Origin of the sequence: Curtobacterium sp. BRB10, assembly GCF_031844325.1 — a bacterium.
Taxonomy (GTDB): Bacteria; Actinomycetota; Actinomycetes; order Actinomycetales; family Microbacteriaceae; genus Curtobacterium; species Curtobacterium poinsettiae_A.
Window position 1 is genome coordinate 282,371 of sequence record NZ_JAUZVA010000006.1, and the last position, 14,328, is coordinate 296,698.

15 protein-coding genes are annotated in these 14,328 nt (G+C 71.8%); 9 read left to right on the forward strand and 6 right to left on the reverse strand.

What is annotated here, in order from left to right; translation table 11 throughout:
* Positions 1-169: 169 nt before the first annotated feature.
* The gene (locus tag Q9R26_RS14805) at positions 170-640 is read right to left on the reverse strand and encodes a MarR family winged helix-turn-helix transcriptional regulator (protein ID WP_182066031.1); all 471 of its coding nucleotides are present in this window, start codon (positions 638-640) and stop codon (positions 170-172) included.
* A gap of 63 nt (positions 641-703) precedes the next feature.
* Between Q9R26_RS14805 and Q9R26_RS14810 the strand changes: the two genes are divergently transcribed.
* Positions 704-1,231, forward strand: coding sequence for a phenolic acid decarboxylase (locus Q9R26_RS14810; protein ID WP_311227689.1), 528 nt, complete (start codon positions 704-706; stop codon positions 1,229-1,231).
* Between the two features lie 2 nt (positions 1,232-1,233).
* On the forward strand, positions 1,234-2,028 hold the full coding sequence (locus tag Q9R26_RS14815; protein ID WP_311227690.1) for an alpha/beta fold hydrolase: 795 nt from the start codon (positions 1,234-1,236) through the stop codon (positions 2,026-2,028).
* Here Q9R26_RS14815 and Q9R26_RS14820 read toward each other — a convergent pair.
* Positions 2,018-2,410, reverse strand: coding sequence for an arsenate reductase ArsC (locus Q9R26_RS14820; protein ID WP_311227691.1), 393 nt, complete (start codon positions 2,408-2,410; stop codon positions 2,018-2,020). The two genes, Q9R26_RS14815 and Q9R26_RS14820, sit on opposite strands and share 11 nt — an antisense overlap.
* 12 nt (positions 2,411-2,422) lie before the next feature.
* Positions 2,423-3,637: a chromate efflux transporter gene (chrA, locus tag Q9R26_RS14825; RefSeq protein WP_311227692.1), complete on the reverse strand. Its 1,215-nt coding sequence runs from the start codon at positions 3,635-3,637 to the stop codon at positions 2,423-2,425.
* Positions 3,638-3,682: 45 nt separating this feature from the next.
* Here chrA and Q9R26_RS14830 point away from each other — a divergent pair, with 45 nt between their 5' ends.
* The 4 genes from Q9R26_RS14830 to Q9R26_RS14845 all read left to right on the forward strand — a co-directional run bounded on the left by Q9R26_RS14830 (position 3,683) and on the right by Q9R26_RS14845 (position 9,757).
* Positions 3,683-4,351, forward strand: a complete 669-nt coding sequence (locus Q9R26_RS14830) for a MarR family transcriptional regulator (RefSeq protein ID WP_311227693.1) — start codon at positions 3,683-3,685, stop codon at positions 4,349-4,351.
* A gap of 230 nt (positions 4,352-4,581) precedes the next feature.
* Entirely contained in the window at positions 4,582-6,288 is a 1,707-nt protein-coding gene (locus Q9R26_RS14835) for a TrkA C-terminal domain-containing protein (RefSeq protein WP_311227694.1), read from the forward strand.
* Between the two features lie 20 nt (positions 6,289-6,308).
* Positions 6,309-7,973 (forward strand): aspartate 4-decarboxylase, encoded by a 1,665-nt coding sequence (gene aspD / locus Q9R26_RS14840; protein ID WP_311227695.1) that lies wholly within the window; start codon positions 6,309-6,311, stop codon positions 7,971-7,973.
* The gene (locus Q9R26_RS14845; protein WP_311227696.1) at positions 7,970-9,757 is read left to right on the forward strand and encodes a collagen-binding domain-containing protein; all 1,788 of its coding nucleotides are present in this window, start codon (positions 7,970-7,972) and stop codon (positions 9,755-9,757) included. Before aspD ends, Q9R26_RS14845 begins: the two co-directional genes overlap by 4 nt.
* On the opposite strand, the gene Q9R26_RS14850 is transcribed toward Q9R26_RS14845, so the two are convergent.
* Positions 9,718-10,875: a glycosyltransferase family 4 protein gene (locus Q9R26_RS14850; RefSeq protein WP_311227697.1), complete on the reverse strand. Its 1,158-nt coding sequence runs from the start codon at positions 10,873-10,875 to the stop codon at positions 9,718-9,720. The genes Q9R26_RS14845 and Q9R26_RS14850 overlap by 40 nt on opposite strands.
* Positions 10,876-11,386: 511 nt before the next feature.
* On the opposite strand from Q9R26_RS14850, the gene Q9R26_RS14855 reads away from it, so the two are divergent.
* Positions 11,387-11,734, forward strand: coding sequence for a DUF4333 domain-containing protein (locus Q9R26_RS14855; protein ID WP_182066022.1), 348 nt, complete (start codon positions 11,387-11,389; stop codon positions 11,732-11,734).
* 25 nt (positions 11,735-11,759) lie between these two features.
* Here Q9R26_RS14855 and Q9R26_RS14860 read toward each other — a convergent pair whose 3' ends face one another.
* Positions 11,760-12,257: a hypothetical protein gene (locus Q9R26_RS14860; RefSeq protein WP_182066021.1), complete on the reverse strand. Its 498-nt coding sequence runs from the start codon at positions 12,255-12,257 to the stop codon at positions 11,760-11,762.
* A 239-nt stretch (positions 12,258-12,496) separates the two neighbouring features.
* On the opposite strand from Q9R26_RS14860, the gene Q9R26_RS14865 reads away from it, so the two are divergent.
* A complete protein-coding gene (locus tag Q9R26_RS14865) occupies positions 12,497-12,811 on the forward strand; it encodes a hypothetical protein (protein WP_182066019.1) in 315 nt (104 codons plus the stop codon).
* 18 nt (positions 12,812-12,829) lie between these two features.
* On the opposite strand, the gene Q9R26_RS14870 is transcribed toward Q9R26_RS14865, so the two are convergent.
* The gene (locus tag Q9R26_RS14870) at positions 12,830-13,156 is read right to left on the reverse strand and encodes a hypothetical protein (RefSeq protein WP_182066018.1); all 327 of its coding nucleotides are present in this window, start codon (positions 13,154-13,156) and stop codon (positions 12,830-12,832) included.
* 106 nt (positions 13,157-13,262) lie between these two features.
* Here Q9R26_RS14870 and Q9R26_RS14875 point away from each other — a divergent pair, with 106 nt between their 5' ends.
* On the forward strand, positions 13,263-14,219 hold the full coding sequence (locus Q9R26_RS14875) for an AraC family transcriptional regulator (RefSeq protein ID WP_209134592.1): 957 nt from the start codon (positions 13,263-13,265) through the stop codon (positions 14,217-14,219).
* Positions 14,220-14,328: the final 109 nt, after the last annotated feature.

The following is a 14,328-nucleotide window of genomic DNA, read 5'->3' on the forward strand; positions in this document are numbered from 1 at the left end:
GGAGCCCACGCGCGCCCTGGAGCCGCCGCGTGTCCGACCGTGACCGGCTTCTCAGCCGCGGCGCGCGCCTCCAGGGTGACCTGTGCACGCGCTGCCAGGGCGACCCGCTCCCGCTGGTGATCGACGAACCGGACCTGTGGGACGGCTCACGCGGGCTGTCAGCCGATCCCTACGCTCCGGGCTCGTCGATGGCCAGACGGAGCTCGGCGAGCACGGGCAGCGCGGCGCGCAGCGCGTCGACCCCGCCAGGGCCCAGGCGTTCGAGCGCGCCGACCAGGACGTGCTCGGCCGAGGCGTCGTAGACCCGGAGCCGCTCGGACGCGAGCTCGGTCAGGGCGATCTCGGTGCTGCGGCCGTCGCCGGTGGCGAGCCGCCTGTCCACCAGCCCGGCGCGTTCCATCGCGGTGACGAGGTTGCTGACCGTGGAGCGGGCGAGGCCGAGGGACCGGCCGAGCGCCGTCGGCGTGAGCCAGCCCGACTCGTCGAGTCGTCGCAGGACCTCGATCTGGGCGTCGGGCAGTTCCGGCAGCGCACCGTCACGACGTGATGCGTTCAGGAGGGTGCGGCGGAACGGGCCCACCTGGTCGCTGAGCCGCCGGGCGATGTCCCGGAGTCCTGCGGTGTCGTGCTCGCTGCCCATGTCCTCAGCCTAGGTCCTCGAAGAAGGTTTGCAACAAAACTGTGTTTGGCGCAGGATGGGTGCATGACGATCACCACCTCAGTCGCTCAGCCCGTCCCGTCGCAGGACCTCTCCGGCATCGTCGGGCACCGGTTCATCTACACGTACGCCAACGGGTGGCAGTACGAGATGTACGTCAAGAACGCCACGACCATCGACTACCGCATCCACTCCGGCATGGTCGGTGGACGGTGGGTCAAGGACCAGCAGGTCGACCTCGTGGTGCTCACCGACGGCGTCTACAAGGTGTCGTGGAACGAGCCGACCGGCACGAGCGTCGTCGTGACGGTGGTGCCGGGGGAGCGGGTGCTGCACGGCACGATCTTCTTCCCGCACTGGGTCGAGGAGGACGGCAGCAAGACCGTGCTGTTCCAGAACGACCACCTGGACCGGATGCGCGAGTACCGGGACGCAGGCCCCACCTACCCGATCTACGTCGTCCCCGAGTTCGCCCACATCACCCTGTTCGAGTTCGTCGGCGAGGACGACGAGACGGTCGTCGACACCGCACCCGCCGACCTGCCCGCCGGGTTCGCCGACCGGAGCAACTGAGCGTGACCGCGGAACGCCCGCTGGAGCGTGCCCTGACGAGCATCCGGCTCGAGCACCGGGGTGGTGCGGTCAGAGGGTGGGAGGACCGCCCGGCCTCGACGCCCCCGGCGGTGGCGGTCGACGGATCCGTGCTGTTCGTGCACGGGTTCGGTGACTCGTCGATCGGTCCACGGCGGCTCTTCGGGCAGGCCGCGACCGCCCTGACCGACACGGGCGTCGTGGTCCGCTCCTACGACCGCCTCGGACACGGCACGAGTGACGGACGCTTCGCGGACATCTCGATCCGCGACGAGGTCGAGCAGGTCGTCTCGATGATCCGGGCGTTCGCGGCGGACCGGGCGGCACCGATCGACGTCGTCGCCCACAGCCTGGGTGCCGTCGAGTCCGCGATGGCGGCCGCACGGGTCCCCGACCTCGTCCGGAGTCTGACCCTGTGGTCGCCGGCCGGCGTCGTCGTCGACGACATCGCCGTGCACGACAGCATCCAGGGCCAGCCGCTCGCACCCGTCCGCGACCGCGGCTGGTTCGACTTCGGCGGCATGTCGCTCGGGCGCGCGTTCATCGACGAGGTCCGGGACGGGCTCGACGTCTACGCCGAGGCGGGCGGGTACGCCGGGCCGGTGGACGTGCTGCACGGCACGGCCGACGAGATCGTCCCGCTCGAGTACGGCCGCCGCTACGGCGAACTGCTCAGCGGCGCGACGTTCACCGCGGTCGACGGTGCCGACCACGCCTGGTCGTCGGTCCCGTGGCGCGAGCAGCTCGTCGGCCGCCTGCTCGAACGCGTCAGGGCGTGATCCGGCCGGCGAGGTCCTGCACCCGCGCGCGCACGTCGTCGCGGATCGACCGGACGGCGTCGAGGTCGAGCCCCGCGGGGTCGGCGAGCTCCCAGTCCTCGTAGCGCTTGCCCGGGAACACCGGGCAGGCGTCCCCGCACCCCATGGTGATGACGACGTCGGCAGCACGGACGGCGCCGGTGCTGAGCAGGGCCGGCTGCTCGCTCCGGATGTCGATGCCCTCCTCGAGCATCGCCGCGACGACCACGGGGTTGAGCTGATCGGCCGGTTCGGAGCCGGCGCTCCGGACGTCGACGCTGCCACCGGCCAGGTGCTGCAGGAAGCCGGCGGCCATCTGGGAACGGCCGGCGTTGTGGACGCAGACGAACAGGACGGTGGGCATGCGGGGCTCCGATCAGAGGACGACGGCGCCGAGCAGGCCGGCCCCGATGACGACGGCCCACGGGGGAGCGGACCAGCGGGTGAGGGCGATGAAGGCGGCCACGGCGAGCGCCAGTGCGGGTGCCGAGCGGATCCCCTCGGTGATCACCGGGTCCCAGAGGGCCGCGGCGAGGAGCCCGACGACCCCCGCGTTCACGCCGGCCAGCACGCGCCGGGCCCACGGCAGGGCGCGGAGCGCGTGCCAGAACGGCAGCGCGCCGATGACCAGGAGCGCCGCCGGCAGGAAGATCGCGACGAGAGCCACCGCCGCGCCGACGAGCCCGCTCGGACTGCCGTCGGCGACGGCGCCGAGGTAGGCGGCGAAGGTGAACAGCGGCCCGGGCACGGCCTGTGCGGCGCCGTAGCCGGCCAGGAAGTCCGTGTGGTCCACCAGGTGCGTGGCCACGGTCTGTGACTCGAGCAGCGGCAGCACGACGTGGCCGCCGCCGAAGACGAGCGAGCCCGCCTGCGCGAAGACCCCGAACAGCCGCACGGCCCCGGTGCCGCTCGCGGCGACGGGTGCCGCGACGAGCAGGGCGGCGAACGCGATGAGCGCCGACACGGCGACCCAGCGGGGGAGGCGCACGGCGACCCCGGCGTCGGCGACGTCCTGGGGTGGGGCGACGACGCCACGGAGCCACAGCACCCCGACCACGCCGCACGCCGCCATGACCGCGACCTGCGGCCCCGGGCCGGGGACGAGCAGCACCACGATCGCGGCAGCGGCCGCGATGGTCGCCCGACGGCGGTCCGGCGTGAGCGAGCGCGCCATGCCGAGCACCGCCTGCGCCACCACCGCGGCGGCGGCGGCCTGCAGCCCGAGCAGCCACCCGGCTCCGGCCAGGTCGGGCGTTCCGGACACGAGCAGGGCGAACGCGACGAGCAGCACCGCGGACGGCAGGGTGAAGCCGCACCACGCGGCGAGGAGTCCGAGCAGTCCGGCGCGCTGGAGCCCGAGTGCCATCCCGACCTGGCTCGACGCCGGGCCGGGCAGGAACTGGCACAGTGCGACGAGATCGGCGTAGGCGTCGTCCCCCAGCCAGCGGCGACGCACCACGAAGGCCTCGCGGAAGTACCCGAGGTGCGCGACCGGCCCGCCGAACGAGGTCAGCCCGAGCCGCAGGAACACCAGGAACACCAGGAACACCGATGCCGCGGACGACCGCGGGGGCTCGGGGCTCGTCGTCACCCGCTCATCTTGACGACGGCAGATGGTTCAGTCAACATTGAACCGATGAACACCAGGCAGCAGGACCTCGAGCGGCGCGCGGCGCAGCACGCGGCCCTCGGCGACGTCGCCCGACTGGCGATCGTCGACCTGCTCGCCGCGTCCGACGCCAGCCCGACCGAGGTGCGGGCCGCCCTTGGGATCTCCGGGCCGCTCCTGGCGCACCACCTGCGCGTGCTCGAGCAGGCCGGTCTGGTCACGCGACGCCGCTCCGACGGCGATGGACGCCGGAGCTACCTGCACCTCGAGCCGAGCGGTGTCCCGCATGGTTCAGCAGCGGTGCCGGGCCCGGTGTCCCGTGTGCTGTTCGTCTGCACCGGCAACTCCGCGCGCTCCCCACTGGCCGCGGGCGTCTGGGCGCAGGTCAGCGAGATCGGTTCGCTGTCCGGCGGGACGCGTCCCGCGGTCGCCATCGCTCCCGGGGCGGTCGCGGTCGGGGAACGCCACGGCCTGGACCTCGGCGACCACGTGCCGCGGGCCTACCGCGACCTCGTCGCCGAGGGCGACCTGGTCGTCACGGTCTGCGACCGCGCGCACGAGTCGATCGACGACGGTGACAGCCTGCACTGGTCGCTGCCGAACCCCTCGCACGTCGGCACACCGGACGCGTACGAGGCCACCTACGCGGACCTCCGGTCCCGCGCCACCGCGCTCGCTGCGCGCCTCGCCGCCTGACGCGGCCCCACGAACGGAACGTCCCGATGAGATCCCCCCTCCTCATCGGGACGTTCTCCTTGCTCGACCGTCTGCGAACTGGAGGCGCGGCGCGGGCCCGCACCGTGCCTCCCGTCCGTCCTCTGGTGCGCCCAGAGCGGCGCGCGCGATCCTGGGAACGCCGGATGTGAGGGGCGTTTAGCTTCTCAGCCAACGGGGCAGGCAGGGGCTCCGAGGGCGAAGGCGGCCGCATGACCTGGGTCAGGGACACCATCATCGAGCACCCCGAGATCGCTGTGTTCCTGGCGCTCGGGGTCGGGTTCTTCGTGGGGCGCTTCAGCTACCGCGGCATCGGTCTCGGGGCCGTGACGGGCACCCTGCTCGCCGGTGTCGTCATCGGCGCGGTGCTCGGGGACGACCTGCAGGTCGACCCGATCGTCAAGCAGATCTTCTTCCTGATCTTCCTGTTCTCGCTCGGCTACAAGCTCGGCCCGCAGTTCGTCGCGGGGCTGAAGGGCTCCGGGCTGCCGCAGGCGGTCTTCGCCGTCGTGCTGGCCGTGGTGGGGTTCGGCACGACGATCGTCATCAGCAGCATCCTCGGCTACAACCCGGGTCTGGCCGCCGGTCTGGCGGGCGGCGGGCTGACGCAGTCGTCGATCATCGGCGTCGCGCAGGACTCCATCGCCGGACTCCCGGTGAGCGACGCGACGGCGAAGGCGTGGAGCGACCTGGTGCCGGTGGCGTACGCGGTGACCTACATCTTCGGCACCGTCGGTGCGGCGCTCTACATCTCGCTGGTCGCCCCGCGGATCCTCGGCATCCGTGACCTGCCCGCCGCCGCGCACGACCTGGAGCAGCGCCTCGGCGTGCACGACGACAACCCAGACGTGACGTCGGCGTACCAACAAGTCGTCCGTCGGGCGTACCGGCTGACGTCGGCCTTCAGCCCGCAGACCGTCGGCGAGTTCGAGCGGGCCTCCGACGCCCGCATCGGTTCCCGGGTCTTCATCGCCCGGGTGCGACACGGGGACGCCATCGTGGAGCCGCACCTGGACCAGACGCTCACCCCCGGCGACGTCGTGGTCGTCGCCGGTCACCACGCGGCGATCATCGAGGACGACCTGGCCGCGTTCGCGGTCGAGATCGACGACCCGGCGCTGCTCGACGTGCCGATCGAGGAACTGTCCGTCGTCGTGACCAACAAGGCGGTCGTCGGCCGGACCGTCGAGGAGCTCCGGCAGACCCAGCGGGCACGGCAGATCTTCCTGAAGGGCATCAGCCGGGGTGGGCACGCGATCCCGTTCGGCCCCGACACGGCGCTGCACGCCGGTGACGAGCTCCGGGTCCAGGGGCCGTTGCCGTTGCTGGAGCAGGGGATCCGGTACGTCGGCTTCCCGGAACGGACCGACCCGAAGACCGACATGGTCACCGTCGCCCTGGGCATCACGGTCGGTGCCGTCATCGGGGTGCCGTCGATCACGGTGGGGGCCGTGCCGCTCTCGCTCACCACCAGCGTCGGTGCGCTCATCGTCGGGCTGATCCTGGGCTGGCGACGCTCGAAGAGCCCCACGTTCGGACACGTCCCGCCCGGCGCGCAGTGGTTCTTCGAGACCGTCGGACTCACGCTCTTCGTGGCCGTCGTCGGCATCAACGCCGGGCCGGGGTTCATCGACGGGCTCGCGCAGTACGGCGTCCAGCTGCTCGTCGCCGGGGTGGTCGTCACCCTGGTGCCCCTGGTCGTCATGACCTTCGTCGGCCGGTTCTTCTTCCGGAAGACCGACCCCGTGCTGGTCCTCGGCATGCTCACGGGTGCCCAGACCACCACGGCGGCGGTCGGTTCCCTGCAGGAGACGGCGAAGAGCAGTGTGCCGCTGCTCGGCTTCACCGTCCCCTACGCCATCGGCAACATCGTCCTCAGCATCGGCGGCGCCGTCGTCGTCGCGATCACCGCACAGTGAACCCGTACAAGGAGCACCACATGCCCGTCGCCAGCGTCTCCCGCGAGCAGATCGCGCGCCTGCAGCACCTGTCCCCGTTCGAACTCAAGGCCGAGCTCCAGCGCATCGCCGGCGAGCACGAGTCGCGCACCGCGTTCCAGATGCTCAACGCCGGCCGCGGCAACCCGAACTTCATCGCACCCACCCCACGCGAGGCGTTCTTCGCCCTCGGGCAGTTCGCCCTCACGGTCTCGCGCGAGAACCGAGAGTGGGACCCCGAGCTCGTCGGGGTGCCGCAGAAGGACGGCATCGCCGAACGCTTCGGGTCGTGGTTGACCGAGCACGACGGCGAACCCGGGGTCGACCTGCTGCGCCGGGTGCTCCGGCACGGGGTGGACGTCCTCGGCTTCGCACCCGACTCCTTCGTCTGGGAACTCGCGGACTCCGTGATCGGCGACCACTACCCGGAGCCGGACCGGATGCTGCACCACGCCGAGCAGATCGTGCACGAGTACCTCGTCCAGGAGATGTGCGCCGGGGTCGAGCCAGCGCAGCCGTACGACCTGTTCGCCGTCGAGGGCGGCACCGCGGCGATGTGCTACGTGTTCGACTCGCTGCTCGAGAACCGGCTGATGCACCGTGGTGACCGGATCGCCCTGATGACGCCCATCTTCACCCCGTACCTCGAGATCCCCGCGCTGGCGGACTACGACCTCGAGCAGGTGCACCTGCACGCCAGCACCCTGGACCAGGACGGCGTGCACACCTGGCAGTACCCGCCGGAGGAGATCGACCGGCTGCGCGACCCGTCGATCAAGGCCCTGTTCGTCGTCAACCCGACGAACCCGCCCTCGGTCCGCATCGCCCAGGAGACGCTCGACGCGATCGCCGACGTCGTCGCCAACGACAACCCCGAGCTGACGATCATCACCGACGACGTCTACGGCACCTTCATCGACGGCTTCCGCTCCCTGATGGCCGAGGTTCCGCGGAACACCATCGGCGTCTACTCGTTCTCGAAGTACTTCGGAGCGACCGGCTGGCGACTCGGCGTCGTGGCCGTCAACCGGGACAACGTGTACGACGAGCGGCTCGCCGCGCTGCCCGAAGCAGACCAGGCCGCCCTCGACGCCCGGTACGGCACCCTCTCCCTGCACCCGCGCGACATCCGATTCGTCGACCGGCTCGTCGCAGACAGCCGCTCGGTGGCACTGAACCACACCGCCGGACTGTCGCTCCCGCAGCAGTGCCAGATGCTGCTCTTCGCGGCGTACGCCGTGCTCGACGACACCGACCACTACAAGCACCAGGCGCAGGGGCTCATCCGGCACCGACTGGAGCTGCTGCTCGAGGGGATGCAGGTCTCCCTGCCCGAGGACGTCAACCGGGTCGGCTACTACGTCGAGCTCGACGTGCTGGCCTACGCCGAACGACTGCGGGGGCCGGGCATCGGTGCCTTCCTCCGCGAGCACTACGAACCGACCGACATCCTGTTCCGGCTCGCCGACCAGACCGGCATCATCCTGCTGAACGGGGGCGGGTTCGACGGCCCCGAGTGGTCCGTCCGGGTGTCGCTGGCGAACCTGCGGGACGAGGACTACACGCAGATCGGCCGGAGCCTGCGGGCGATCGGCAAGCAGTACTTCGACGAGTGGCGCGACGAGCAGGGCGCGGACGCCGACGCCGAGCAGGCGGCCCGGCCGTGACGGCGCGGGTCCGCAGCCGGGCGGCACTGCTCGGCGTCGCCGCACTGCTCGTGCCGGCAGTCCTGGTCACGCCGGCGGCCCTGATCACGACGGAGTCCGCAGCGGCGGCCGACGTCCCGCCCGTCAACCCCGTCACCGTGCCGGTGGACGGGCACCCGGCGAACCAGGGGTTCCTGGTCTTCGTCGAGGGCGACGTCGAGCTCGCAGCCGACGAGGCCGAGGGCACGCTCGCCGCCGGCGGCGACCTGGCCTTCGAGACCAGCTACAACATCGGTGCGGGCAACCCACCCGCGAACGCCCTGACGCTGCCGGGGGAGAGCCGTCCCACGTTCCTGTACGTCGACGGCGGCATCCGGTTCCCGTCGGCGCAGTCGGCCGTGCTCCGCGTGCTGAACGGCGGGTACGCCCACGTCGGCGACACGGGGACCTACGACGCCTTCGACACGGACCAGAACGGCGCGGCGATCGACTACCGGCTCGCTCCGGAGGGCACCACCGCCGAGACGTTCCCGCGTATCGAGGGGACGACAAGGCAGTCGGCGAGCTCCGTCCCGACGATGGCCGACCCGTCGGTGCTGGACTTCGCGTCGTCCTTCGCCCGCTACCGGTCCCTGTCCGCCGACCTCGGGACGTGCCCGGTGACGACCGTGCTCCACGACGCCGCAGGTGCACCCCTGGCGACGCCGATCGCGCCCGGGACGGCCGCGTACGCCGACGTCCAGCCAGGCGTCACGAACGTGCTGACGGTGGCCGCCGAGGACCTCGACGCCCTCGACCTGCTGACCTTCGACGGTCTCCCCGGCCCCGGATCGCCGCTCGTCGTGAACGTCACGGGGACGACGTTCGACGGTTCCGTCCCGAACCTCGCAAACCTGACGAACGCCCACGCGCCGTTCGTGCTCTGGAACTTCCCGGACGCGACCACCGTGCACGTCACCGGCGCCGACGTCCTCGAGGGCACCATCTACGCGCCCCGGGCCGACCTGCGGTGGGACGTGACACAGAACGTCGAGGGCAACGTCGTCGCGGCGTCGTTCACGCACGGGGTCGCGACCGCCGCCGGTCCGGTGCCACGTGAGATCCACGGGTTCCCCTTCTCGACGACGGTGTCGTGCCTGTCGACCGACGCCGTCGAGGGAGACCTCACCCTGGTCAAGCAGGTCGTCGGTGGCGACGCGGATCCGGGCGATTGGACCCTGACCGCGACCGGACCGACCACGGTCTCCGGAACGTCGGGCAGTGACGCGGTGACGGGGCGGCCGGTGCCGCCGGGGGACTACACGCTGACCGAGTCGGGCGGCCCCGACGGCTACGAGGCGGGGGACTGGACCTGCACCGGGGCGCCGGTGACGGACGGGGTGGTCACGGTCGCGGACGGAGACGACGTGGTCTGCACCATCGTGAACACGGTGGTGCCGGACGACGGCGGCGGCAACGGCGGTGGCGACGGCGGTGGCGCGGGCACGGGCGACCCCGGTGGCGGCGGACCCGGTGGTGGTGGCGGGTCCGGCGGCACGACCCCTGACCCGGGCGGGACCGGCACGGGCAACCAGGGCGGGGACGGCGCGCCCGGTACCGGCGATGGTGTCGACACGACATCGCACGCCGGCGTGGAGCCCGGAGGCGGCACGGGGAGCCTGGCCGCCACCGGAGCCGATCCGCTGCCCCTCGCGCTGCTCGCGCTCGGGCTGCTCGGTGCCGGGGGCGCGACCGCACTCGGGCGTCACCGCCTCCGGGCCGGCGCTCAGCAGGAACGCGATCCCGCGACGAGCCGGAGGACCTGATCCGTGTGCCGTTCCGCCGTCGCGCGCCGCGCGTGTTCGACGGCGGCGTCGGTGTGCGGTCGCAGCAGGGTCCGGTCCGACGCCAGCTCGATGATCGTGGTGGCGAGCCCGAACGCGGTCTCGTCGTCGGTCAGGACGGCGGCGGAGCCGAACTCGCTCGCCAGGCGGATGTCGGAGACGATGACCGGGCGGTGGTCCCGGATCGCCTCGAGTGCGGTCATCGGCTGGCCGTCGTGCTCGAGCGAGCAGACCACCGCCGCGTGCCCGCACAGCAGCAGGTCGTGGACGCCCTCCGGCGACAGGCGGCCGTGGACGCGGACCGACACGGGCGTGCGGGTCGGAGGGACGGTCCCGCCGGCGACGTCGACGCGCACGGCGTGGGCCCCGAGTCGGATCTCCACCAGCCGGATCGCGTTGAGGAGGACGTCGAGGCGCTTGTCCGGGGTGAACCGCGACGCCCAGACGAGCCGGAGCGGTCCGAGTTCCGGCGCCGGCGGCGGTTCGACCCGCCGGCGGCCGACGGCGTTGGACACGACGTCAACCGGGCCGACGCCGGCCGCGCGCAGGACACGGGCCTGCCGCGTCGTCGGGGTGACGACGACGTCGGCCACCCCGCAGACGGCCACGGCCATGTTCCGGCGCGCATCGTCCATGGGGTGCCCCGTGAAGCGGTGCCGTGCGGGTCGGATCCCGGTCACCACACGGTGCGCGTGCCGTGCGAGGGGCGCCATCGCCGCCGCGGTCCGCCCCCTGATCGGCGCCGAACCGTGCACGGTGTGGATCGTCGGCAGCTCGAGGGAGCGTGCCGTCGTGAGCGCCGCCACGGCGAGACCGAAGTCCGAGTGGGTGACGACCAGGTCGATCCGTTCCTCGAGCATCAGCGTGCCGAGGCTCCGGCGGACACGGACCGAGTTGCGGACCACTGGCAGATCGCTCTCCGGCGCGCTGATCGACGGTTCGACCTCGAACAGGCGGATGCCGTGCTTCCGCAGGTCCGCCGTCCCGCTCGACCGCGGAGTCGCCACCCAGACGACGTGACCGCACTCCGCGAAGGCCTTCGCCTGCTCGACCAGCGCAGCACGTTCACCCCGCATCGCCGTCAGGGGGAAGTCGCTCACGAGCAGGACGCTCGCCTTCGCCGCCGCCACGTCAGCAGCCGGTCTCGAGCAGGGTGGTCCGGCGGGGGCTGTGCATGCGTCGTCGGTCTCTCACGGTTCGGGAGCGGCAGGGGGCACTGGGAACCGTAGGCGCTCAGCAGACGATCGTCTAGCGATCCACGACGCGGATGAGTGGGTCTTCACGAATCCCCGGGCGGACACCCGGTCCTCGATGCGGGGGCGGACAGACAGTCCCTGTCCGGTTCCTGCAGATCCTGTACACGTCTGAGCCGTGGTCGTCGTACAGTCTCCGGAAGCTACCCCGCCGGACCCCACCGGCGGGTGCCCGACCCCCTGTTCCCGGGCTGGCCTCGTCAAGACCACCGCGTCGACCCGACGGCGTCGTAGCGCGAGGACGTCTGCTCCTGACCCGAACTCGTGGCAGACGTCCTCGCACCTTCCCGCTATCGTCGAAGAACGGCCGGTCCCGATCTCGGGGCGAGCAGCGGCCAGGGGACCACGGGGGGAAACCATGCAGTACCAGCGCGCCATCACCGCACTCACGACGCTCACCGCGACGATCGCCCTGGCGGTGACGCTCAGCGGGTGCACCGTGTCGGCATCGTCGTCGGTGTCACGGACGGTCACACCGGACGCCTTCGAACGCGTCGTCGTCGACGCGTTGGCGGACGTGTCGGACGCGACGCCCGAGGTCGACTGCGGTCCGGACGACATCGCGATCGAGGACGGCGCCGAAGTGCACTGCGACGTGAACACCGCGGGCTACGACGTGGTCTACGACTCGGTGTCGACGATCAGCACCGACGGCGGCGAGGACTACCACGTCGACGTGCGGGTGGCCGACCAGCCCAAGGGCTGATCGGCCACGGCGCGGTGTCCGATGACTAGCGGTCCGACGCCTCGACGACGCAGCTCTCGACCTGCTCGGCGGCCTTCGAGTCGTCGGCGAACGGCGTCGGCGCGTCCGAGGTGGTGGTCGTCTCATCGGCGACGGCCTGCTTGGCGACGTCGTTCACGGCGTACAGCGGGCCGTCGAAGTCATCGGCCGTGGGGTCGGCGGTCGTCGCCCAGATGGTGACCTCGTCGTCGTTCGAGTCGTTGCTGTCCGCGGGGACGATCGCGGCACCGAGGTACCATCCGCCGTCACCCTTCTGGATGTTCGCGAACTCGGTGGTGTCGTGCGACCCGACCGCCTCGTCGATCATGTCGACGGCCGCGCTGGCGGCCACGTCGCACTGGGCCGACTGGGACTTCTCCTCGGACCCGGGAACCTTGCCGACGGGGTTGATGTTCTGCGCTCCGCCAGGGTCGCAGGCGGTGAGCAGGAGGGCTACGGTGGCGGCGCCGAACAGCGCCGTGACGGTCTTCGCTCGCGTGGACATGGCCTTGAAGGTAGGCCGGACGCGGTGGACGGCGATCCAGGCGGAGCGTCCAGCCACAGCGACAGCGACCACGCCCACGGCGTCGAGGGGTTCGGGAACGCGGGGCGCGTCGTGCCCTGGTCCCGGCGTGTACCCCGGGAGCAGTCCGAAGATGTGTGCCGCACACGGGAACGGCCTACCGTTGGACCGGATCAGGACCCGCCACCGCGACGGATGCTCCTCTTCACCAGGGAGCAAGTGTGAAGTACGTGAACTACGCGGGCACGGTCCGTGTCCTGACGAGCGACTCGATCGCCGACGCTGTGATCCGGTACGCGGCCGCGCTGCACCAGAGCCGGTTGAGCGACGTCGTGTCGATCCCGACGGCCGACACGTTCGGGGTGGCGAGCACCGTCGAGGTCCTGCTCGCACCGGCGCTCCCGGTCGCACTCGAACCGGCGCCGGACGACGACCTCGAACCCGAGGGCGGAGCGTTCCTGCTGGAGCTCGCACGGCGCACCGAGGCGGTCCTCGCAGTGGACACGAGTGCGGAACCGCCGCATCTGGGGTGCTGACGGCACCACCGCAGCGCTTCAGGCTCCCGGAGGGTCGAGGTCGGGCCGTCGGTCGGCATGGATGACGTCGTCGTGCTCGAACGTCAGGGCGGCGGCGCGCAGCCGTGCCACGAACACCGCGTCCTCGCGCTCGAGCTCGTCCTCGTCGGCGTCCTCGACCACGAGTTGGCTCGACGGGCCGATGAGCACCTTGGTGGTCGTCATCGTGCCGTCGGAGGCGACGGCGGGGATCGCCACGGTGTCCGCGCGGCTCCCGCCGGCCAGCGCTGCGGCGTACTCGATCACGGCGTCGGCCACGTCGTCGCTCGTCAGGATCGTCGAGCGGTCGTACTGGATGTACTTCATGTCCGGGCCTCCATCAGCACAGCCAACAGGTCGTCGGCTGGCCGTCGCACAGGAACACGGCGCGCCGCTCGTTGCGCGGACGACGACTTGTCGTCAGGATCATCACGTGCCCGAGACGATGCACCGCATGCTGCGGGAGATCCAGACCGCCGAGCCGTCGGTCGCGGCCGAGGCGATGGCTCGGACGCACATCACCCACGGGCTGTCGGTCGAGCCGACGGACGCCGAGTTCGTGTTCGAGGAGCGGGTGCGCGGGACGGCACTGCTGTCGCTCGAGTCGACCCGCTGCACCGGGGTCCTGAGCGGCGCGATCGAGCCGGGCGACGCGATGACCATCTTCTGGATGAAGTCCGGGGTCGCCCAGCTCGACGAGAACACCGTGAAGATCGGTCGCCCGACGCTCTTCCGTCAGGGGCCCCAGCGCTTTCGCTGGATCGCGTGCAACAAGGACGTCCTGCGGATCGACCGCTCGATCGTCGAAGAGGTCGCAGCCGAGCGCGGCGACTGGGCACCTGGTCCCATCGAGTTCCGTCCGCGGCACGTCCCCGAGGGCGCCCCGCTCGCTGCCTGGTGGCTCATGGTGCGGTCCGTCGCGCAAGAGGTGCTGGCCGGACCGGACGCCGTCCCGGTCGAACGCGAGCGGGAGCTCGCCCGCTTCGCCGCCGGCGGTCTGCTCACCGCGATCCCGCACTGGCCCGTCGGGCAGCACGAGCCGGCGATGGCCTCCACCGCCCGCTTCGCCCGTGCCGAGACCTTCCTGCTCGAGCACGCCACCGAGCCGATCACCGTCGACGACGTCGCCGAGGCCGCCGGCCTGAGCGTGCGCGGCGTGCAGGCGGCGTTCCAGCGGCACCACGGCATCACCCCGACCATGTACCTGCGCCGCATCCGGCTGCTGCTCGCCCGCGAACAGCTCGAGTCGGGCGACGGGCGGAGCATCGCCGAGATCGCCCGGTCCACCGGGTTCGCCCACCTCGGCCGGTTCGCGGGGAGCTACCGCGACGAGTTCGGCGAGCTGCCCCGGCAGACGGCGTCCACGGCGCGCGACGGCGCCCGCGCGTAGACGAGCAGCCGCGCGGGCCCGCAAGAATCCCGCAACCGCCCGCCGTCCGCCCGGTCGCCGACGAGCGTCGGCCTACGTTTGCGCTGCACGGACACGCAGCCACGACGAC

Coding starts and splice junctions, on each gene's coding strand:
- Q9R26_RS14835 (WP_311227694.1), top strand. CDS start 4,582: ATGACCTGGGTCAGGGACACCATCATCGAGCACCCCGAGATCGCTGTG.
- Q9R26_RS14855 (WP_182066022.1), top strand. CDS start 11,387: ATGCAGTACCAGCGCGCCATCACCGCACTCACGACGCTCACCGCGACG.
- Q9R26_RS14820 (WP_311227691.1), bottom strand. CDS start 2,410: ATGCCCACCGTCCTGTTCGTCTGCGTCCACAACGCCGGCCGTTCCCAG.
- Q9R26_RS14805 (WP_182066031.1), bottom strand. CDS start 640: ATGGGCAGCGAGCACGACACCGCAGGACTCCGGGACATCGCCCGGCGG.
- Q9R26_RS14830 (WP_311227693.1), top strand. CDS start 3,683: ATGAACACCAGGCAGCAGGACCTCGAGCGGCGCGCGGCGCAGCACGCG.
- aspD (WP_311227695.1), top strand. CDS start 6,309: ATGCCCGTCGCCAGCGTCTCCCGCGAGCAGATCGCGCGCCTGCAGCAC.
- Q9R26_RS14860 (WP_182066021.1), bottom strand. CDS start 12,257: ATGTCCACGCGAGCGAAGACCGTCACGGCGCTGTTCGGCGCCGCCACC.
- Q9R26_RS14870 (WP_182066018.1), bottom strand. CDS start 13,156: ATGAAGTACATCCAGTACGACCGCTCGACGATCCTGACGAGCGACGAC.
- Q9R26_RS14810 (WP_311227689.1), top strand. CDS start 704: ATGACGATCACCACCTCAGTCGCTCAGCCCGTCCCGTCGCAGGACCTC.